Raw genomic sequence first — 21,797 nt, 5'->3', positions numbered from 1 at the left:
ATCCACAAACTTGACAAAAACAAAGGCAAAAAAGATAACCCCATTAATGCAACAATATAACGGAATTAAAGGAAAATATCCTGATGCGATGTTATTATTTAGAGTAGGGGATTTTTATGAAACCTTTGGCGAAGACGCTATTAAAGCATCGGAGGTTTTAGGTATTATTTTGACTAAAAGAGGAAATGGTAGTGAAAGTGAAACAGCGTTGGCTGGATTTCCGCATCATTCTCTTAATACATATTTGCCTAAGTTGGTTAAAGCAGGTCTTCGAGTTGCCATTTGTGATCAGTTAGAGGATCCTAAAATGACTAAAAAGATTGTTAAGCGTGGCGTTACAGAATTAGTAACGCCAGGGGTGGCTTTGAATGATGATATTTTACAATCAAAATCTAACAATTTTTTAGCAGCAGTTCATTTTAGTAAAAAAACAATAGGAGTTTCTTTCTTAGATGTTTCTACAGGAGAGTTTCTAATTGCTGAAGGAAATGATGAATATGTAGATAAATTGCTACAAAACTTTTCTCCAAGTGAAATACTTGTTCAAAAACAATTCAAACAAAAATTTTTAGAGCTTTTTACAAAAAGATTTCACACCTTTTATTTAGAAGATTGGGTGTTTCAAAAAGACTATGGACTTGAAACTTTGAGCAATCATTTTAAAGTTAAAAATTTAAAAGGATTTGGTGTAGATGAACTTGAACAAGGAATTGTGGCTGGCGGGGCTGTTATGTATTATCTTTCAGAAACACAGCATAATAAACTAGAGCATATTCAAACAATAAGTAGAATAGCAGAAGATAATTATGTTTGGATGGATCGTTTTACCATAAAAAATTTAGAGCTATATGGTGGTAATTCACTCAATTCAGTTTGTTTGTTAACCATTATAGATAAAACGATTTCACCAATGGGAGGAAGGCTTTTAAAACGTTGGTTAGCGCTTCCTCTAAAAGATTTAGATGCTATTAAACAACGTCATGAATTGGTGAAGTTTTTAATTGAGACTGATGATTTTTTTGAAACTGTTACCTATCAACTAAAGCAAATATCAGATATTGAACGCCTAATTTCTAAAGTTGCTACAGGTAAAGTTTCTCCAAGAGAAACAGTTTTATTGAAAAATTCATTAAAAGCCATAAAGCCCATAAAAGAAGCGTCTGAAAACAGCAAAAATGCTTCTGTTAAATTAATTGGAAAACAATTAAACGATTGTAAAGAATTAATTGATAAAATATCTTCAACAATTTTTGATGATGCGCCAGTAAATATTAATAAAGGAAATACAATTGCCAATGGAGTATCAGAGGAATTAGATGAGTTAAGAAATATAGCCAATTCAGGTAAAGAATATCTTGATTCGATGCTCGAAAGAGAAACAGAAAGAACAGGAATACCTAGTTTAAAAATTGCTTTTAACAATGTTTTTGGTTATTATATTGAGGTAAGAAATACGCATAAAAATAAAGTACCTGAAGAATGGATTCGTAAGCAAACTCTGGTAAATGCAGAACGTTATATTACTGAAGAGCTTAAAGAATATGAGTCAAAAATTCTAGGAGCGGAAGAAAAAATTCAACAACTGGAAAGCGAGTTATTTGGTACTTTAATAAGTTTTATAATTGAACATGTTCAATCTGTACAAAACAACGCTCAACTAATAGCTCAAATTGATTGTTTATTATCATTTGCAACCTTAGCAATAGAAAACAACTATGTACGGCCTATTGTTGATAAAAGCACTGATATTGAAATTAAAAATGGACGACATCCTGTTATCGAAAAACAACTACCAATTGGTGAAGAGTATATTGCCAATGATGTTGTATTAAACAGAAATCAGCAACAAGTAATCATGATTACTGGTCCTAATATGTCAGGTAAATCAGCCATTTTACGTCAAACAGCTTTAATTGTATTATTAGCCCAGATGGGAAGCTATGTACCAGCGCAAAATGCTCGTATTGGATTGGTTGACAAAATTTTTACAAGAGTAGGAGCCAGTGATAATATTTCAATGGGAGAGTCAACTTTTATGGTAGAAATGAATGAGACAGCTTCCATTTTAAATAATATATCTGAAAGAAGTTTGGTACTTCTTGATGAAATTGGAAGAGGAACTTCTACTTATGATGGCATTTCTATTGCTTGGGCTATTGCTGAATATTTGCACGAGCATCCTTCTAAAGCAAAAACCTTATTTGCTACTCATTATCATGAGTTAAATGAAATGACCACTACTTTTGAACGGATAAAAAACTTCAACGTTTCAGTAAAAGAACTAAAAGACAGCATTATTTTCCTTAGAAAATTGGTGTCAGGAGGAAGTAACCATAGTTTTGGAATTCATGTAGCAAAATTAGCTGGAATGCCACCTATGGTTATTCGAAGAGCAAATAAAATATTAAAGCAACTAGAAGAAAATAATTCAAATAAAGAGGTAAAAGATACTTTAAAGGAGGTAGGTAATGAAGAAATGCAATTGAGTTTTTTTCAGTTAGACGATCCTTTATTAGAAGATTTAAGAGAAGAAATATTAACTACTAATATCGATACTTTAACACCTATTGAAGCTCTTATGAAGTTGAATGAAATAAAGCGTATGTTGGTGAAGAAGTAAGCTCTAGTATCTTCTTATTTCTATAACTCATCACCCAAATAAAACTTAAAAATACACCGTAAGAAGCAAAAGATATGGAAAATTGCTTTAGTAACATAAGTACTTTTCATGGTAGTTTTGGATATAAAGAGTTAATAGAAAAGATTTATGTAAACTACATTTTCATTTTTTTTCATCGGTAGAAGAAAGAATATGAACTATTTTTAACCCTTATTATGAGTCAAGATATTAGTTTTAGAAGAATTAATAAATTAGCTATTCCAGCTTTAGTTGCTGGTATTGTAGAACCTTTGCTGTCTACTACTGATTTGGCAATTGTAGGTAATATTCAAAACAATGCTACAGAAAGCATTGCAGCGATTGGAATTGTAGGTGCTTTTTTATCTATGCTAATTTGGGTTTTTGGTCAAACAAGAAGCGCTATTTCTTCGATAGTTTCACAATATTTAGGAGCTGATAAATTAGAAGAAATTGAAGATCTTCCAGCTCAAGCAGTTTTTATAGTAATTGTTGCAAGTTTAGTTATTTTACTGCTCAGTTATCCATTTGCCAAACAAATATTTGAATTTTATAATGCACAAGGAATTATTTTAGATTTTTCAATCCAGTACTATAAAATACGTGTTTTTGGATTTCCTTTTACTTTATTTGTCATTGCTGTTTTTGGGATTTTTAGAGGTTTACAAAATACTTATTATCCGATGTTAATAGCAATTGTTGGAACTATAGTAAACATTGTATTAGATTTTGTTCTAGTGTATGGTATTGAAAATTATATTCCTGCAATGAATATTCAAGGAGCAGCTTATGCTAGTGTCATTGCTCAGTTTGTAATGGCATTATTATCCTTGTATTTATTACTTACTAAAACTACGATACGGTTAAAATTTAAATTACCATTTAATAGTGAAATACCGCATTTCATTAATATTATAGTAAACCTTTTTGTTCGAACAATAGCTTTAAATGTAGCCTTATATTTTGGAACATCCTATGCTACTGCGTACGGGAAAGAGTATATAGCAGCATACACTATTGGTTTTAATATTTGGTTAATGGGAGCTTTTATGATTGATGGATATTCTAGTGCAGGAAATATTCTTTCAGGAAAGTTATTAGGAGCAAAAAAATATAAAATCCTCCTACAACTTGGCAGAAAACTTGTTATTTATGGTTTATTATTTGGTAGTACTTTGGCTGTAATAGGATTTATATTTTATACTTTTATAGGACAAATATTTACCAAAGAACCCTTAGTTTTAAAACAATTTTATAAAAGTTTTTGGATCATTTTATTAATGCAACCAGTTTGTTCGGTAGCCTTTATATTCGACGGTATGTTTAAGGGGATGGGAGAGGCTAAATATCTAAGAAATTTATTACTAATAGCAACTGCGTTTATTTTTATTCCTGTTTTAATGATTTTTGATTATTGGAATTACAAATTAAATGCTATTTGGATTGCTTTTTATTTATGGATGATAGCAAGAAGTATTCCTTTATTATTAATTTTTAAGAATAAGTTTTTACCATTAGCTAATCAACAAAAAGCTGAATAGAAAATTGCTATTTTTGAATAAACCATAAGAGACACATGACAACAACTAGAATTAACGGAAGTTTATATACTAAAATCGAAAGTAATATTGCCACTATTGAATTTGGACATCCAGCTAGCAATTCCTTTCCAAGCGAATTATTAGATCGCTTGACAAACGAATTCAATGAATTGTCTAATAATGATGAGGTGGCTATTATTGTACTAAAATCTGAGGGAAATAAAGCTTTTTGTGCAGGAGCTTCATTTGATGAATTGGTAGCCATTACAAATTTAGAGGAGGGTAAAAAGTTTTTTTCAGGTTTTGCAAATGTAATTAACGCTATGCGAAAATGCTCAAAGTTAATTATTGGAAGAGTACAAGGTAAAACTGTTGGAGGAGGAGTAGGTTTAGTAGCAGCATGTGATTATGTTTTTGCTACAGAGCACGCTTCTATTAAACTTTCTGAATTTACCATAGGAATTGGTCCTTTTGTTATCGCTCCTGCTGTAAAACGTAAAATAGGAGTAAGTGGTTTATCAGAACTGACTTTAGAAGCTACCAATTGGAAAAATGCTTATTGGGCAAAAGAAAAAGGATTGTATGCTCGAGTATTTGAAAGTATTGATGAAATGGATAGGGAAGTAGATCTTCTTTCTTTAAAATTAGCAAGCTATAATCCCGAAGCATTAAAAGAAATGAAAAAAGCATTTTGGCTAGATACAGAAAATTGGGATAACTTATTAATCGAAAGAGCAGAAACCTCTGGAAAGTTGGTTCTGTCAGACCATACGAAGAAGGCATTAACTAAGTTTATACGATAAGTATAACAACAACAGTTTATAAAAAATTAAAAGACCTCTAAATTTATATAAATTAGAGGTCTTTTTTACATAATAGAAATAGTATCAAAAATTATATAGTAATAATTTTTTTGCTTGTTAATAGTATTAATTGTGAATTATTTTATCACCACCATCAAAGTCGCCAGTTGTTTTTCCATCAGTATTAGGTCTACCATTGGTAACTAATAGAACACCAGCTGCATGAGGAGCAGCCATTGATGTACCACTAAATACACCATATCTACCTCCGGGTAAAGTAGAATTAACTTTACTTCCAGGAGCAGCATAGTCTACAGGACCTCCCCAATTTGAAAAATAAGACATATCATCTTTATTATTCATTGAAGAAATGGTATAAAAGTTTTTACCATTAGCTTTTGCTGGGGTGAAAAAAGCAGCAGGGGCAGAAGAATTACCAGCAGCTACAGAAACATATACACCCGTTGCAGCTAACTTAATTAAAGCTGTTTCAGCAGGAAAACTACCTCCAAAAAATGAAGGTCCACCAAGACTTAAGTTTACAACATCACCTGGACGAGAATTTTGAGCAACATAATCAACGCCTGCAAGTATATCTGCATAAGATCCTGATCCTTGATCACTTAAAACTTTTATACCGGCTACTTTAACTCCTGCAGCAACGCCTACTACACCAAAATTATTATTGATAGCGCCTATCGTACCGGCAACATGTGTTCCATGACCATTACCATCATCAGGAGTTCCTTTTCCAGTAAAATCTTTTGATCTAGCAACATCAACGTTTAAATCTGGATGGTCTAAATCGATTCCTGTATCAATAACCCAAGCAGTTTTTGATGATTTAGAAAAATCTCTAGGACCTCCCACTCTTGCAATCCCCCATGGTGTTTTTTGTTGTCTATCTTCTCCACCAGATACATCTCCAGTTTCGCTACATAGCCAAGGAATAATTTGACAAATTGGATTAATTCCAAAAATAACATTATCGTGTACTTTATAGCCTTTTTCTTTTAGAAGCTTTGCTTGACGAGGTTCAAGTTTTGCAAGAAATCCTACATTCGCTTTAGAACTATACACTTTCATTATTGCTTCTTTTTGTAAAGCGATTTCTCCTGATTTAAAAATATCTTCTACATAACTACGAACAAGACTTTGTCTTTGTCTATAATTAGAAGCATTTTTCAATTGTGTGTTATTTTCGAACATCTTTTGTTTTTGCTCCTTTCCGAGTAAAACAATGTATTCTCCACTAATTTTTTCAGCTTCTTTAAAAGTAACAAGCGAAGTGTCATCTTGAGTTATAGTAACTTCTTCTTCTATCTTATCACTCTCACAAGAGTAATTAAAAGCTAGAATTGTTAAAAAAGCATAAAATAATTTTTTTCTATTCATATTAAGAAGGTTTTTAATTAAAATTTCACAATATTATTGAAAATATGTTAAAAAATTATTATTAATTGTGATTTTTACAAAAAGAATATTTTTATTGTATTCAACAAAATGATGCTCCGTAGTTGAATTTATTGAGTTTTGTGTTTTTTAATTTAAATTATTGTTTTTGTGGTATTTATGTAAAAACACTATAAAATTTTAGATAATCAAAGAGGTGGGGATAGCATATAATTCTTAAAAAAAAGCAGTTGATTACAAAAAGTCAAGCGCTAAATCAAAAACAACAAAATAGTGCTTATAACTTTTCTTTATGGAACCTTAAAAATCTAGTAAATTCAATTCAAATTTGTACTTTCGGATCCACAAATTAAATTCTGAAAAGATGGATAATGTTTTATTTGCAGGATTGGCATTTTTAGTTGCAATCGTATACTTTTATAATAAATACAGAAGTAATAAAAAGTTTAGAAGAAAGTGAGTAATATTAGAATTACAAAACAATTTAGTTTTGAAACAGGGCATGCACTTTATGGTTATGATGGAAAATGTAAAAACGTTCACGGGCACAGTTATAAGCTTTCGGTAACAGTCATAGGGCAACCCATAATGAATTCTTCAAATGTAAAGCATGGAATGGTTATAGATTTTGGAGATCTAAAAAAGATTGTCAAAGAGGAAATAGTCGATGTATTTGATCATGCAACGGTATTTAATAAAAATACACCACATGTAGAATTAGCTAAAGAATTGATAGATAGAGGACATCATGTTATTTTAGTTGATTATCAACCAACCAGTGAAATGATGGTTATTGATTTTGCGCAGAAAATTATAAAATATCTTCCTGGTAACATCAAATTATATTCATTAAAACTTCAGGAAACAGAAACAAGTTTTGCAGAGTGGTATGCATCAGATAATTAATTGATTAATTCATACAATAATATATGAGTTTTTGTATGAGCTAAAAAAAACATCATATTTCAATCATGCTTTCGTGTCAATTTTAGTGATTTGGAGTAAAAGTTTTAGATATAAAATTAAAAAGAGCGAGATGATTCTCGCTCTTTTTATATAGAAATTAATTATTTACATTGTTCATTAAGCTTTTTAAAATCATTTTTTTTGAAGTAAGTATAGCTTGTCATACCTGAATGCTCTACAAAACCAATAATTTCTTTAGATTTTGTATTAATAATTATCTTATGAGTTATTGGGATAACTGTACTTAATGAGAAACCACTTAATTTACCTTTTGATTTTTGTAGTCTTTTTACAATTGGAAAAGCAACAAGAATATCTTCTTCGTTAATAAATGCTTGTGCTATCCTATTAGCTGAAACCAATTCTATATTTGCTTTCGGTAGCAAATCTTTTAATGAATTTTTTATTTTACCATGAACTATTGTCTCTTGAAATAAAATGTTCTTTCCTTCTAATTCTTTACAATTTTTCTTCATTTCTTCTTCTGCAAATTCTTGAAAAGATATTTTATCGTTTAACGTTAAAACTTTTTCAATGTATTTTTGCGAAAGTATAACAGAGGCAATCATATTCTCTTTTGATAAAAGTTTTGGGCCATTTTTACGTTCCTCTATTAATCGTTCAATAGCTTTTTTAAGTTCTTTGTCAGCATATCCAGGAGTATTATAACTTACATTAGTAAGGTGGTTTTTATAAGACGCTTTATGTCTTTTATTTTCAGAACTACCATAAGTAATTATTTGAACATCTAAGCTATAGTAATACATGAATCTTGAACCTATGTCATTTATATTAACGTTTACATTTTCTGGAGTTAAATCAAGTACAGCATATTGACTTGTTTTAGCATTTTTTAATTCTTCTTTGGTAAAATACTTTATGTTATCCGTGTTATTTAATTTCCAGTACGTTGTTATAACTTCTTTAATATTGGTGTTGAAATAGCTAATATGATTTCGATAATCGTTTAATTGTTCTTGAAATTTTTCCTTTTTTTTGTTATTCTTTGCTATCTTTTTTTCTAATTTTTCAATTAGTTTTTTGTTTTCTTTGAGAAGAATAACAGCTAAAGGTTTATCTGTTAAGTTTTTGAGTTCTTTTATTTTTCCTTTAATACAATTTTGACTATTCGTAAATTGAAAACATAAAAAGGATAAAAGTATTAGGGCTTTTTTCATTTTTGATAATTAATTTAAGGGTATTTATTATTCGATGTGATTATGCAATTTTTTTAAGAAGTGCGAAAATAGTATTTTTTAATCAATTGGCACTTTTCTAGTTTTTTTATTTTTTAAAAAAACATTATTATTTTGCATGTATTTTAGACTTGGTACCTATGATTATTTATTCAGTGTTAACCTTTGATAAAAAATTACTTAAATGATGTTTTAAACTTTTTAAAAGAGCAGTAAGATGATGATAAATAGCTGAGGTGTTTAGGTAAGTATAAGGGAAAGAAAGCCTTTTAATGTCCAAAATGATGAATAACTAAAAAGTGTATAAAGAAGGGAGGCAAATATCATTGCGATACTTTTTAAAAATATAGTTGTATTTTATTTTTAGATCTCAATTTTGATGAATGAAGATGTTTTTGTAGGTATTTATTTAGGTAGTTTTGAGACAGGAACCAGAAGCCTCTCTAAAAAGAAAAATTAGACAGAGCTTACTTTAAATAGCTAATACATCCACTATTTATTTACCGTTAAACTCGTTCATGGTATTTGCTAGACCTGCTGTAACAAAAGAGGTAACTGCATTAACACTAAAAGGGATACGTTCTATCATAGCACTTTCTTCTTCATTACTCCATTCACCTAAAACAAAATCTACTTGCCCACCTTTTCTGTATTCTGATCCTACTCCAAATCGAAATCTTGGATAGGCTCCTGAGTTTAATTTATCTTGAATGTCTTTCAAACCATTATGGCCACCTGAGCTTCCTTTACCTTTAATTCTAACTTTACCAAATTCAATATTCAAATCATCAGTTATTACCAAGATGTTTTCTATTAGAATATTTTCTTTTTTCATCCAGTATACCAATGCTTTACCACTTAAATTCATGTAAGTATTTGGCTTTAAAACGGTAACTGTTTTTCCTTTAATTTTAACGGTAGCAATATCTCCTAATTTTTCAGTTTCAAAATTTCCTTTATGCTCTTTTACAAAGGCATCCACAATTTTAAATCCAATGTTATGTCGAGTATTAGTATACTTTTCGCCAATATTACCAAGCCCTACAATTAGAAATTTTTTCATTTGATTAAGTTTATCAAGTATTTTTGAATGAAAGTAATTGAAAAATAATTTTTAGTAAGAAAAAAAAGCGCTACACAAGTGTAACGCTTTTTTCTTAAAAATAGAATATTTTATGATTCAGCTTCAGCTGCTGCTTTGGCTGCGTTACGAGACATACGTACTTGTGCAACAACAGTATTGTCTGGGTGCAAGATAGTATACTTTTCATTAAATAACTCAGTAACGTATAATTTGTTACCAATTTCTAGCTCAGTAATATCTGCTTCTAAGAAATCAGGTAAATTAGCTGGTAATGCTTTAACTTTTAATTTACGTAAGTTATGACGTAAAGCACCACCAATCATAACTCCTTTAGAACTTCCTACTAATTTTACAGGAATTTCCATAGTAATTTGCTTGTCCTCAAATAATTGATAAAAATCAATATGTAAAATTTTATCAGACACAGGATGGAATTGAATATCTTGTAAAACAGCGGTATATGATTGTCCGTCAAGTTCAATCGTTGCAGTATAAACGTTTGGAGTATACACTAACGATTTGAACGCTTTTTCTTCTGCTGAAAAGTGTACAGGCTTGTCTCCTCCGTATAATACGCAAGGAACCTTTCCAGCATTACGTAAGGCTTTAGTAGCTACTTTACCTACGCTTTCTCTTTGAGATCCTTTGATTGTAATTGATTGCATTACTTTTTAATTTATGATTAAATTACATTAAAAATTCATCGCTAATAGATGTATTATCTTGCACTTTATGCATAACATCTGCGAATAAAGTGGCGCAAGATACAACTTTTATTTTAGATATATGCTTTTTTAAAGGAATTGTATCAGAAACAATTAATTCTTTTAACTTTGAGTTTTCTATCTTCTCATAGGCATTACCTGATAATATTGGATGTGTTATAATAGCACGAACACTTAAGGCACCTCTTTCTATCATCAAATCCGCTGCTTTGGTCAATGTACCACCCGTATCAATCATGTCATCTACTAGGATAACATTCTTTCCTGTAACATCACCAATAAGTTCCATATGACTAATCACGTTTGCTTTTTTACGTTGTTTGTAACAGATTACTACATCACTCTCAAGGTATTTAGAATAGGCATAAGCTCTTTTAGACCCCCCCATATCAGGAGAAGCAACAGTGAGTTTATCTAAATTTAAACTTTCTATGTAGGGTAAAAATATAGAGGAAGCAAATAAATGATCTACAGGTTTTTCGAAGAAACCTTGGATTTGATCGGCATGTAAATCCATAGTCATAATCCTAGTAGCGCCAGCTTCTTCCAACAATTTCGCAATTAATTTGGCTCCAATTGCAACTCTTGGTTTATCTTTTCTGTCTTGACGCGCCCAACCAAAATAAGGTAATACGGCAGTAATATGTCTTGCTGATGCACGTTTAGCTGCGTCTAGCATTAATAACATTTCCATAAGATTATCTGCATTTGGAAAAGTAGAACCAATGATAAAAATTCTTCTTCCTCTTACAGATTCTTCAAAAGCTGGCTGAAATTCTCCATCACTGAAGCGTAATATGTTAACATTACCTAATTCTGTTCCAAATTTCTTTGCAATTTCTTCTGCTAATTCTGTACTCTGAGAACAAGCAAAAAATTTAGGAATTAAATGATTTTCTGACATTTATAGAAAGTGTATTTTTAGTTTGTGTTGTTATGTAGAAACAAAAATAAAACTATTTTAAGAGTTTAAAAGTATTTTTGTTAATTAACTAAAATATTTTAATAAATTTGCAACCGATAATCGCCAAAGTGGTGGAATTGGTAGACACGTTGGATTCAAAATCCAATGTTCGCAAGGACGTGTGGGTTCGAGTCCCACCTTTGGTACAAAAGGTAGCTACAACATAAGCTACCTTTTTTTGTTCCTTAATTAATGTCGTTTTAAGCTAATCAAAAAACGCTCAATTAAACGTAAATCTTCTGTAATGATCTCCGCAAAACCAAGCATTTCTTGCTTAAAGGCTATTTCTTTGTTATATGAAGTAATTAATTTTTTAGGAAGTGATACATTTATAAAGTAATTACCTTCTTTATCTGGGATTACAGCTATTCTATTCACTTTTCCTTTTAAGATTCCAAATTCGACTTCAGGATAATTTTCTAATTTAATATTTACGGTTTGTCCAATTTTTATTTTTCCAGACCAATTTTTACAAGGCTTTTCAAGCCAATAGATTCAGCAACATCACTTAAACCTAACAAACTACTTCCTGTTCGTAACGTTTCGCTTAAATTTCGTAATTGTTGCAAACAAATAGTCCTACCATAATTTTTAGCTATGATTTTGAGATAAAACGGAAATTGTACCCTCAAAATAATGGATAAATTTTGTAATAAAAACTCTTTTTATTACCCCTTAAAAGATTCTTTAATCACAGTTTTTTTTGGTTCTGGAGGAATACGTTTGCTTAGAAATAGTATTTGTCCTAAATGGCTAGATTGATGTTCCATAACATGAAACCAACAATATTGATTACTCCATCCGTAGACTTTCTGTACTTCTTGAAACCATTGGTCATCCCTTTTTCTTAATTCTCGAATAGTTTTTTGACGCACTTTATTATAAATATCCAAATAATACTGAATGTCTTTTCCTTGAAATTGATCTCTCCCTGCCTGGTCTAAACTTAATGCTACTTCCCATTGCTTTTGTTCTTCTGGATTAAACCCTCTACTTTCAAAAGTAAAAACTTGGTAATATACCTCTGCTGCTGCTAAGTGCATAATAAGCGCACCAATTCTATTGGCTTTTTCGTCATGCAAGTGATCAATTTGATATTGACTCATGTTTTTTACCTTTCGTTCTACTCTTTCTTTTAAATCTTCCAGCATAGAAATCATGGCTTCAATTTGCACTTGACTTCCTTTTTCACCTTTGATACCAATTTTTACCACTTCTTTTTCAATGCCTTTGGCTTTGATAAGCAAAGCTTTTTTTCCTTGAACAGCATCATTAGTTAACGACACGTTGAATCCTTTTACACCATAAGTTTTTTCGGTGGAATAGCCTTCACTCCAATGTGCTAAGACATTTTCTGAATGCACGTTTTCAAAGTCTGAGTTGAGTAATTTATAAGGTTCAAAATCACCTTTTTCATTTTGAAATGATAAAGAAAAGTCATCAAAATAAAAGGCACCATTATTTTTACACAGCCCACCAATGATGAGGGCTTTGGAGTTGCTATCGATAAAGCCATCTATCTCATAATAACGCCACTCATTAGAAGTTATGGGTCTATCATACATATTATCATAAAATCCAGGTTCTTCGTTTTTAGTTTTTACATTTACCCAAATACTTCCCCAAGCTAATGAGTCGTTAGACATCAATTTTACAGCAGCTCGAAATTTAAAGGCCGCTTTTTTATCGGTTTCCACTTTTATAGATTGTATAAATGGTTTCCATCTACTTGTTTTTACTTTTTTTTGTCCGTTTACGGAAAACACCATTAGTATAATAAAGCTAAAGGTTAGTAACAATTTAGTGTTGTGCATGTACATAGTAATTTTTATTTTTTTAATTGATAATCAGGGTGTCCTGTTTGCCAAAGCAAAAGTTTCATAACATTTACTGTTTCTTGATCTTTTTTTTTTGGGATGCTTGAAAGTCATAACCTTTTTTTCTCTCGAACACCAGTTTAAAATATTTTTGTGTTCTGTATTTCTAAAGTTATTAAAATTTCGTGTTTTGTCAAATGTATGGATAAGGAAAGTAATTTTAAAATTAAGTTGCCATAAATTTATAAATTTAGTGTTGTTTTTAAAGTATTCAATTGTTTAATGAAATAAGAAGGATAAATACCTGTTTGCTTGAAAAAAGAGGATGAAAAAGACTGCGTATTGCTAAAACCAGAGGTCTCAGCAATGGCTTTTACCGTATAATTTCTAAATGTTGTATCCATTTTTAAGCGCTCTACGACATAGTTAATTTTAAGTTGGTTTAGATAGTTGGCAAAATTACATTGTTTTTCTTCATTAATTATTTTGGAAAGGTAGGCGCTATTAGTAACCAATTCTTTTGCTAAGGAAACCAACGTGTATTTTTTTTGTAAAAACAATTGTTTCTCTTCAAATTCATGTAGTTTTTTTAATATTTGATTTTTAGTTTCTTCAGAAAGAGTACTTTTCGAATTAGTAGTATTTTGTTTGGTAAGTAATGCTTCTTTGATTTTCGGGGTAGTATTGGAATGCATTAATGTATCGAAGTGCTTCTTATACAGTTTAGTATTTCTAATTTTATAAAAAAGCAGGAAAATTAGAAGCAATCCAATGCTAAGTAGCAGATAAATAAGGGATTTATTTCGTTTACTTTTATTTGCTAGTTGTGCAATAAGCTTCCTTTTTTCTTTTAAAAGTGGTTGTATTTCATAATTGGTTAAGCTACTATTGCTTATGTTAGCCCTACTTTTCCTGAAGATACTATTAAAAGATTTAGAAGAGCTTATTTTTGATTCGGAAAAAACACGTTGTAGCGTGGATGATTGCGGAGTTAAAGATTTGAGCTTTGGTTTTGAACACGCCAATATTAATGGTCGATATCGAGAAATTATTACCGATAAGTTTACTATTGCTTATGGAAGCGGGGCCTTTAAGAATACTACGATGATCAATTTTGAAATGCAAGGTGAAATTGTAGAAATGCATTTTACCATACTAGGCTCTACCTTAACCCAAATGCAGTATATTTCCGAAGAATTTTTAATTAAAAAAAACTAACATAATATTTTCTATGGTAGTGATGTGCAAGGAAAAATGGTAGTTGGAGAAGGGGAGATGTTTAATTTTGAGATAAAAATAAGACCAGATTTTTTTCAAAAATATATTCCAGAAAGTAAATTTTTCAAAAGGTTTATTGCGCTTATTGCGAATAAAGAGGTTGGTTTTTTGAACAAAAGTAATTACCCAATAACACCAGAGATGCATTTTATCATCCACGAAATCGTAAATTGTAAATGGAAAAATACATTTCGTTTGTTATTCTTAGAGTCTAAAGTTTTAGAGTTACTGTTATTGCAAATAGATCAAATAAGCAGTTATAATGGAATTACGGCGTCGTATTCGAGTTCTAAAAATGTAATGGATAAGATGTACCGTGCTAAAGAATTGATTACAAAAAAACTAGATAGTCCTATGCGACTGGCAGACCTTGCCAAAGAGGTGCATACGAACGAATGTACTTTAAAAAAAGAATTTAAAAATATTTTTGGTACTACAGTATTTGGGTATATAAGAAACTTGAAAATGGAGCAAGCAAAGAAACTTCTCTTACAAAAAGATCATTCTGTTTATCAAGTTTCGGATGCGGTTGGCTATAAAAATCCGCAACATTTTTCTACTGCTTTCAAGAAGCATTTTGGCTATACGCCGAGTAAATTATTAAACAAGTAGTTTAATCTTTTGAATCATTTTTTTCTTAAAATTACGATAAATCTATACTTTGATTAAAAATAGCCTAATGCTGATGTTAATAAATTATTACGGATAAGTTTGTCAGTAACTATAGAAAAATTTTAAGTATTGACTTTTAGATAAGAAGTTTTAAAAAAGAGGATTAAATACTAATATTTAATTATTTTTGACAAAAACTATATTTGACTGATATTAAAAATATTTTTAATGAATTTTACAGTCCGTTATGTAATTATGCTGTAAAAATTGTAAAAGATTCAGTTATTGCTGAAGACATTGTACAATCATTATTTATACAGTTGTGGGAGACCAATAAGTTAGTTACAATAGAAAAACCAGAACGATTTTTATTAAGAAGTACAAAGTTTAAATGCATCGATTATTTACGAAAAAACAATTCAAGTACTAAAGTGTTTGCTAGCCAAGAATCATGGGATCAAATTACAAGTACAGTAGATTTAAATGAAGAGGACATTGAACCGTTGTTACACTATTTTGCATCTAAATTACCCCGAAAAACAAGAGAAGTTTTTTTACTAAGTAGAACATCCGGGTTAACATATAAAGAAATAGCGAAAGATAGAGGAATTGCTGTTAAAACTGTAGAAACCCATATGAGTAAAGCATTAAAAATAATGCGAAAGCTTTTAAAGGATCATGACTTTTTTACACTATTAGTACTTTTAGAGTTTATGGATTTATAAAGAAGTCCAAATCACATCGTCTTCTGACTTTAGTGTTGTTCTATTTTCTATTTTAAAATGGGCGTATGTATCAAGACGAATTATTTCTTCTGTTGGAGTTATAATAGTTGTTGTTTTCATTAATTTGGTTAAATAAAATCGTAAAAGATTGTCATCTAGATTTTTAAAAAAACGGTTGCTTTTAAAGTAAACTAATATTTCTTCATTTTTAGCTATTTGATAGGCTCCAGTTAGTGTTTCCCCTAGTCCTTTTAATTCGCATTCTCCCGAAGGTTTAAAAACAAGTTGAAATTCACCTTTGTTAGTATAACTAGCTTTAAATTGTTTTTGTGAATCAAAAACAGACAAATTTCTAGGTAAAAAAATAGTTTTGTTCACAGAGTACTCTTTGCAGCTAACTGCAGAGAAATAACCTGAAATTTCTTTATTATTAAAATTAGAGGCTAAACTACTTGGCTCGTACTCCCCAAAACCACTTATGCCAAGTTCAGACAAAATAGACCACATATATTTTTCATAATTACTTGTTAAGGTATACCTTCGAATCGTTTTATATACACCGGAATTAGGGTTTAAAAAATGACCTGGATTTTCTATAGGAACGGGGTTAGCAAAGCTAATTCTTTTATGGGTGTTTTTTATGTCATGATTACCTCTAGTAGAGGTTAGAAGAATTGAAACTTGTTCTTTAGAAGTAGTATTAACATTCTCCCAAATGGCAGATCTATCCATCCCGAAAATATGTTTTGTTTCTTTACCTGTTCTTTTTAGTGCGTTAAATTCTGCTGAATTAATTTCATCTGCTACTGGCATTGTTTGTGTTGCTGTGTAGGTTTTACCTTTTATAGTTATGGATAATGTATAACTAACATTTTCTTTTCCTGCAAAATAACGGTCACTTTCATAAATTCCTTTTTGAGGTAACTCTGTGAAATTCCAAGTATTTGTATTGTCAGTAATTTTAACAGTAGCATCTGAAATACCTACATTTTTTACAAGATCATTTTTTATACCAATGCTCGTAATAATTACGTGATGTTTTGATGGAGTATTAGTGATTTGACCTTCTATGGTATATTTTACATCTGTGTGGTAGTTTTTTATTAAATCACCAGTAAGTTCCCCTTCATCTAAGCAAGAAGAAAAGGTTCCGATTAATATGAACAGGAAGATTATCGTTTTTTTTAGTACCATATTTAAATATTTTAAAATTGAAAACTGTAAGATAAAATGGGAAATAATCTAAATACATTACCTCCTTCTAATTTAAATTTGTTATCCTCACCTATGTTTTGTAGATTATCTCTAATTGTTATTGGGTTTAATTGCGCATACGCATTGGTAATTCCAGCATTCCAAGTTCCTTTCCAACCTTTTTTACTTATTTTTGGTTTTAAGGTGAACATGAAATCAAGTCTGTGATAATCTTCTAATCTAGCGTTGTATCTTTTGCCGTATAATGGAATTAAAGATTTACCTCCATTTAGTAATTGAACTGCAACCGGTAAGGTATAGGGGCGCCCAGTCTTGTATACCCAAGTGGTTGTAAAATCAAGACGTTTTGTAAAATTGAAAGTCCCTAGTAGATTTAATTGATGAGGTATATCATAGCGAGTTATATACTTTTCTCCATTGTTAAGGTATTTATTTTTAACTGTTGTTTTCGAATAACTATAATCCGCTTTTAGGTGTATTTTTTCGGTTTTATAACCTAAACCTAATTCCATACCGTATGATGTAACATTCCCTCTTCTTAAATAACGTTCGTAATTAGTGTCTCTAATATCCGGATAAGGAACATAATCCAGTTGATTTTTAATATCCTTGTAATAACCTTCTATATTGATTCCGAAATTTCCATATGAATAATCATAGCCAACAGAAAAAATATTGCTACTTAGAGGATCTACATTATTAGAAGTAGGAACCCATAAATTAATAATACTAAAATCATTTTTATAGGGGTGTGGAGAGTGAACAAACTGACGCATTTTTGAGTAAGAGGTATAGGATCTATTATATTTATTAAACTTATATAATAAATTAATTCTTGGCTCTATACCTGCCCAAGTTTTATAGACACCACCATCATTTTGAAAGGTATTACTAACATTAAAATCGGAGTCTAAAGTGATTAGTCTTGCTTTTCCTAGAGCGTTTGTTAGATTAAAATTGATTCCATAGTCAAGTGATAAATTGCTGTTTATTTGGGTTTTATGATTAGTAAATATATTAAGTGAATTAAGCTTTTTTGTGCCAAAGTTTATATTTAGGTTTTCATACAAACCAGGTTGATAATTATGAAACCCTGTTTTTACGCCTGCGTTGAAGGTGTGTCTATTATTTAAATAATAAGATAATTGATATTTTAAATGTACTTCTTTTATATTGCTTTTCCAATTGTCTGCATCATTTGAAATTGTATAATCTCCTTTAAACTCGTTATAAATTAATGAGGTGTTAGCAAATAATTTTTCATTAAAAATGTGGTTCCATCGTATGGTAGCAAAATGATTAATGGTTTTAACGTTAAAAAAAGAACCTTTAAGTGTGTAAATATCTTTTCCGTTATAGAAGGAAAAAAGCAAGTTGTTATTTTTATTGATCTTCCAATTTACCTTAGTGTTTATATCATAATAATTTGGTGAAAGAACTTCTGTGTTCCTAGCTAACAAATCTAATAAACTTTTTCTACCAGAGATTATATAGCTGATCTTGTTTTTTATTATTGGACCTTCTGCTGCTAATCGAACTCCTAAGGTTGAAATTCCACCAGATAACTGAAAATTTTTCTTGTTTCCATCTTTAGTGGTGATATCTAAAACAGAAGCCAGTCGTCCTGAATATTTTGTTGGAAAAAAGCCCTTGTAAAATTTAGTGTTTTTTATGATATCTCCATTTATTACAGAAACCATACCTAGCAAATGAGAATTATTATACAAAGGAGCTTCGTCTAATAACACTAAATTTTGATCAAAATTACCTCCTCTTACGAAGTAAAAAGAAGACCCATCGTTTACTGTACGAATTCCGTTTTGTTGTTGTATGGCTTTTAATACATCAGGTTCACCAGACAGTAGAGGTATTTTTTTTATTTCTGATGATGAAATATTTAAAGCTCCAGCATATTTTTTTCGTAATTTATTTTTTGTTGCTTTAATTTCAATTTCATTTAATTTGGAATTGTCAATTACTAAATAAATGTCTTGACGTTTGTTTTTAACTGTCAATATTTTGTTTTTGTATCCCACATAACTTACAGAAACCGTATTATTTTTTTCAGGTAATGATAGGCTGTAAAATCCGTAGTTATTTGTATTTGTACCCTTACCTGTTTCTACCGAAAAAATTGTAGCGCCTATTAGTACTTCACCCGACTTTTCGTCAAAGATATAACCAGATATAATTTTATTCTTTTTCTTATCTTTTTTTGATTTGGCATAAATAATAATGGTATTTCCTATTTTTTTATAGGTTAGTTTTTCTGATTTTAATAAGTCGTTTAAAATTTCATATAATGTTTTGTTTTTATATGATTTATTTATTTTTTTATGTAATTCTTTTAAATTGTTGTTATATGAAAAAGATCTATCGATAGTCTTTTTTTCTAATTTATGTAGGGCATCTTTTAAAGTAATTTTATTGAATTTAACGGTAATTTTTTGTGCCATTGAATTAACACTAATACATAAAAGCAAAACTGCTAATAGGTGTTTCATTTTTTCGTTATTTTGTAACTATTATCCTCTTTGTTAATATTTATGGAACAGGTTAATTTTAATATTTCAATGATTTCAGTAATAGGACTGCTAGTGAATTTTGCGGTTAAATGACAATTAGGTAATGTCTTAGTATTCTCTATATTTAGCTTTGTTTCATAGAACGTATTCAAATCTCTTATTACTTGATTTATCGGGGTGTTGTTAAATTCAAAATTTCCTGTTTTCCAAGCTAAATAATTCTTGTTTTTTGTCTCGAAAGACTCAATCTTCGTTGCGTCTACTTTTGCAGTTTGGTTAGGTGTAATTATGATTGATTTATTTAATTGATTAGCTTTCACAAAAACTTTACCTGTTTTTACGCTTACTAATGTTTGCAAACTATCTTCTTTAATATTAAAAGATGTTCCTAAAACAGTTACATTGGTAGTTTTCATTTGCACGGTAAATGGACGGTTTTTGTCTTTGGCAATCTTAAAAAAAGCCTCTCCGTTAAGAGATACTTCTCTCGAATTGGTTTTAAAATTTTTAAGATATGAAAGTGTTGAGTTTTTATTAAGCCAAACAATAGAACCATCTTCTAATAGAACTTTTTTACTTTTTACTGTTGTATTTGAGGCTATTGTTACAGCAGTATTTACCCTACTATTTAAAGCGAAATACCCTATAAAAACTGTAGTTAGCAGTAAAGCAATTGTAGCTACAATTTGTCTCATAGATGTAAATAATGGTATTACCTTTGTTTGTTGCTTTCTTTTCATTTGCTGTTCTATTTTTTTGAGTGCTCTTTGGGTATTGAATTCTATTGTATCTATGGTTTTTCCATTTACGTTCCATAACTTTCTTAGTGCTTCGTACTCTAGTGGAGATTGTTGTTTAAATTCATCGATTTCCAACTCTTCTTTTATGGTTGTTTCTCCAGAAAAATGTTTTGCTAATAGGCTATAAATTTCACTCATACATATAATTTTAAAACCGCTCACCCCCAAATAAAAATAGGAGATACCTTTAGTTTATTTAAAAACTAAAGGTATATTTTTTCTTTATAATATATCTATTATAATGTCATCAATAGCAACAGCTTCTTCTCCTCCCATTTCTATTTTTATATCGGTGATTTTATTGTTAATGTTAGCAGGGAAATTTAAAACCAAATTTGTCCATTGATTTTTTTTGTCTAGCTCAGATTGGATTACCCACGAATTTTTTTCGTCTTTGATAGTGATTTTAATATTAGATTTACCTGAATTTAAAATCGAAGTTTGATAGTATTTTAACCTTAATTGTAAAGGACGTGAATTATTTACTTTAGTAATATTAAACTCTTCTTTTAATAAAATTGTAGCTTTACTTTTAGTTTTGCAATTTTCAGGATTAAATGCTAAAAATCTTCCATTGTTTTGACTTTCTTTGTAGTCTACTTTTTTAGAATTATGTTCCTTTGTTGTTCCTATTCCTGCTTTATTACAACTTGATGCTCCTTGTTCAATACTAGATTTTTCTGTATCCGCATTTATAAATTGTTCAGGCGAGGATTTTTCAAAACTTTCAGAAAAAAAAGGCTTGTGTTTAATTACAGGAGGTTTTGGAAGTATCTCTTCACTATTATTACAAGAAATAGTTACTGTTAAAATACTTAAGAAAACTGTTACGATATTTATTGATTTTTTAATCATTTTAAACTTGTTTTTAATATTTGTTTCAATGATATGTCGCAGTAAAAAGAATACACCCTTAGTTTTTTTTAATTTTTTTAAATAATGTAAGAAGAATACAAATCAGTTTTTTATTAAATACACTATGAAATGATTAAGAACTATAAAAATTCGTTTCCTTATAAATAGTTATTAGGTTTTGATTTATAGTGTTTTATAGTAATTAACTTAAAGTGTATTTATTTTTGAGAAGACCTTACAATTTTTTAAATTATTATAAAGCTATATTTTGAGTAGTTTTTTCCATAACTAATTTGTTCTTTCCAATTTGTTAAATTATCAATTTCAATTTTTAAGAATGTAATTAGTTTTAAAAAGCAAATTGGAGCATTAAAAAGTTTAATACTTTAAGAAAGCTATTTTTAACTAGTATTTTTATTTTTCGAGACTAAGTTTAGTATGTTATAGCGCTAATTAACATTATTTTTTTATAATGTTATACAAACTAAAATTTATATTAATTATTGAGTTTGGAAAGTTTGTATATATAAGTTTATTTATAATAAATATGCAACAAATAGTTTTTTCAATATTCGTCTTCTTATTTCCATTTAAGATAAATAACTTTTATTTAATTTATGTTGTTATTTTTTGTAAGCTG

20 protein-coding genes and 1 tRNA gene are annotated in these 21,797 nt (G+C 29.6%); 8 read left to right on the top strand and 13 right to left on the bottom strand.

Going from position 1 to position 21,797, the window contains the following annotated elements; genetic code table 11:
* The first annotated feature begins 46 nt into the window (after positions 1 to 46).
* From mutS to AC2GW8_RS09205, 3 genes are all read left to right on the top strand, one after another.
* Complete coding sequence (gene mutS / locus AC2GW8_RS09215) at positions 47 to 2,620, top strand: DNA mismatch repair protein MutS (RefSeq protein ID WP_440882198.1); 2,574 nt, start codon at positions 47 to 49, stop codon at positions 2,618 to 2,620.
* Between the two features lie 215 nt (positions 2,621 to 2,835).
* Positions 2,836 to 4,179 (top strand): MATE family efflux transporter, encoded by a 1,344-nt coding sequence (locus AC2GW8_RS09210; RefSeq protein WP_440879581.1) that lies wholly within the window; start codon positions 2,836 to 2,838, stop codon positions 4,177 to 4,179.
* A gap of 35 nt (positions 4,180 to 4,214) precedes the next feature.
* Positions 4,215 to 4,982 carry an enoyl-CoA hydratase/isomerase family protein gene (locus AC2GW8_RS09205; protein WP_440879580.1) on the top strand — a complete coding sequence of 256 codons (768 nt, stop codon included), beginning with the start codon at positions 4,215 to 4,217 and terminating at the stop codon, positions 4,980 to 4,982.
* 126 nt (positions 4,983 to 5,108) lie between these two features.
* On the opposite strand, the gene AC2GW8_RS09200 is transcribed toward AC2GW8_RS09205, so the two are convergent.
* Entirely contained in the window at positions 5,109 to 6,377 is a 1,269-nt protein-coding gene (locus tag AC2GW8_RS09200; protein ID WP_440879579.1) for a S8 family peptidase, read from the bottom strand.
* Positions 6,378 to 6,851: 474 nt separating this feature from the next.
* Here AC2GW8_RS09200 and AC2GW8_RS09195 point away from each other — a divergent pair, with 474 nt between their 5' ends.
* Complete coding sequence (locus AC2GW8_RS09195) at positions 6,852 to 7,301, top strand: 6-pyruvoyl trahydropterin synthase family protein (protein ID WP_440879578.1); 450 nt, start codon at positions 6,852 to 6,854, stop codon at positions 7,299 to 7,301.
* 161 nt (positions 7,302 to 7,462) lie between these two features.
* On the opposite strand, the gene AC2GW8_RS09190 is transcribed toward AC2GW8_RS09195, so the two are convergent.
* The 4 genes from AC2GW8_RS09190 to AC2GW8_RS09175 all read right to left on the bottom strand — a co-directional run bounded on the left by AC2GW8_RS09190 (position 7,463) and on the right by AC2GW8_RS09175 (position 11,270).
* Positions 7,463 to 8,539 (bottom strand): hypothetical protein, encoded by a 1,077-nt coding sequence (locus tag AC2GW8_RS09190; RefSeq protein WP_440879577.1) that lies wholly within the window; start codon positions 8,537 to 8,539, stop codon positions 7,463 to 7,465.
* Positions 8,540 to 9,053: 514 nt separating this feature from the next.
* Positions 9,054 to 9,620, bottom strand: a complete 567-nt coding sequence (gene pth, locus AC2GW8_RS09185) for an aminoacyl-tRNA hydrolase (RefSeq protein ID WP_440879576.1) — start codon at positions 9,618 to 9,620, stop codon at positions 9,054 to 9,056.
* Between the two features lie 110 nt (positions 9,621 to 9,730).
* Positions 9,731 to 10,306, bottom strand: a complete 576-nt coding sequence (locus AC2GW8_RS09180) for a 50S ribosomal protein L25/general stress protein Ctc (protein ID WP_440879575.1) — start codon at positions 10,304 to 10,306, stop codon at positions 9,731 to 9,733.
* 22 nt (positions 10,307 to 10,328) lie between these two features.
* Positions 10,329 to 11,270 (bottom strand): ribose-phosphate pyrophosphokinase, encoded by a 942-nt coding sequence (locus tag AC2GW8_RS09175; RefSeq protein WP_440879574.1) that lies wholly within the window; start codon positions 11,268 to 11,270, stop codon positions 10,329 to 10,331.
* Between the two features lie 122 nt (positions 11,271 to 11,392).
* Here AC2GW8_RS09175 and AC2GW8_RS09170 point away from each other — a divergent pair.
* Positions 11,393 to 11,476 (top strand) — tRNA-Leu (locus AC2GW8_RS09170).
* Positions 11,477 to 11,519: 43 nt separating this feature from the next.
* On the opposite strand, the gene AC2GW8_RS09165 is transcribed toward AC2GW8_RS09170, so the two are convergent.
* The 4 genes from AC2GW8_RS09165 to AC2GW8_RS09150 all read right to left on the bottom strand — a co-directional run bounded on the left by AC2GW8_RS09165 (position 11,520) and on the right by AC2GW8_RS09150 (position 13,842).
* The gene (locus AC2GW8_RS09165) at positions 11,520 to 11,708 is read right to left on the bottom strand and encodes a hypothetical protein (RefSeq protein ID WP_440879573.1); all 189 of its coding nucleotides are present in this window, start codon (positions 11,706 to 11,708) and stop codon (positions 11,520 to 11,522) included.
* 71 nt (positions 11,709 to 11,779) lie between these two features.
* On the bottom strand, positions 11,780 to 11,962 hold the full coding sequence (locus AC2GW8_RS09160) for a cysteine peptidase family C39 domain-containing protein (protein WP_440879572.1): 183 nt from the start codon (positions 11,960 to 11,962) through the stop codon (positions 11,780 to 11,782).
* 36 nt (positions 11,963 to 11,998) lie between these two features.
* Positions 11,999 to 13,144 (bottom strand): DinB family protein, encoded by a 1,146-nt coding sequence (locus AC2GW8_RS09155; RefSeq protein WP_440879571.1) that lies wholly within the window; start codon positions 13,142 to 13,144, stop codon positions 11,999 to 12,001.
* A gap of 245 nt (positions 13,145 to 13,389) precedes the next feature.
* On the bottom strand, positions 13,390 to 13,842 hold the full coding sequence (locus AC2GW8_RS09150; RefSeq protein ID WP_440879570.1) for a helix-turn-helix domain-containing protein: 453 nt from the start codon (positions 13,840 to 13,842) through the stop codon (positions 13,390 to 13,392).
* 199 nt (positions 13,843 to 14,041) lie between these two features.
* Between AC2GW8_RS09150 and AC2GW8_RS09145 the strand changes: the two genes are divergently transcribed.
* From AC2GW8_RS09145 to AC2GW8_RS09135, 3 genes are all read left to right on the top strand, one after another.
* A complete protein-coding gene (locus tag AC2GW8_RS09145; RefSeq protein WP_440879569.1) occupies positions 14,042 to 14,365 on the top strand; it encodes a hypothetical protein in 324 nt (107 codons plus the stop codon).
* Positions 14,366 to 14,401: 36 nt separating this feature from the next.
* Positions 14,402 to 15,037 (top strand): helix-turn-helix domain-containing protein, encoded by a 636-nt coding sequence (locus AC2GW8_RS09140; RefSeq protein ID WP_440879568.1) that lies wholly within the window; start codon positions 14,402 to 14,404, stop codon positions 15,035 to 15,037.
* A 203-nt stretch (positions 15,038 to 15,240) separates the two neighbouring features.
* Positions 15,241 to 15,762 carry an RNA polymerase sigma-70 factor gene (locus AC2GW8_RS09135; protein WP_440879567.1) on the top strand — a complete coding sequence of 174 codons (522 nt, stop codon included), beginning with the start codon at positions 15,241 to 15,243 and terminating at the stop codon, positions 15,760 to 15,762.
* Here the strand turns inward: AC2GW8_RS09135 and AC2GW8_RS09130 are convergent.
* From AC2GW8_RS09130 to AC2GW8_RS09115, 4 genes are all read right to left on the bottom strand, one after another.
* Positions 15,757 to 16,956, bottom strand: coding sequence for a DUF4249 domain-containing protein (locus AC2GW8_RS09130; RefSeq protein WP_440879566.1), 1,200 nt, complete (start codon positions 16,954 to 16,956; stop codon positions 15,757 to 15,759). The genes AC2GW8_RS09135 and AC2GW8_RS09130 overlap by 6 nt on opposite strands.
* 11 nt (positions 16,957 to 16,967) lie before the next feature.
* Positions 16,968 to 19,481: a TonB-dependent receptor domain-containing protein gene (locus AC2GW8_RS09125; RefSeq protein ID WP_440879565.1), complete on the bottom strand. Its 2,514-nt coding sequence runs from the start codon at positions 19,479 to 19,481 to the stop codon at positions 16,968 to 16,970.
* Complete coding sequence (locus AC2GW8_RS09120; RefSeq protein ID WP_440879564.1) at positions 19,478 to 20,440, bottom strand: FecR family protein; 963 nt, start codon at positions 20,438 to 20,440, stop codon at positions 19,478 to 19,480. The genes AC2GW8_RS09125 and AC2GW8_RS09120 overlap by 4 nt, the downstream gene beginning before the upstream one ends.
* Before the next feature lie 84 nt (positions 20,441 to 20,524).
* A complete protein-coding gene (locus AC2GW8_RS09115; protein ID WP_440879563.1) occupies positions 20,525 to 21,157 on the bottom strand; it encodes a hypothetical protein in 633 nt (210 codons plus the stop codon).
* Positions 21,158 to 21,797: the final 640 nt, after the last annotated feature.

The organism is Tenacibaculum profundi, from assembly GCF_057162725.1.
The sequence above is the reverse complement of the archived record's forward strand: the minus strand, read 5'-3'. Positions and strand labels throughout refer to the sequence as shown.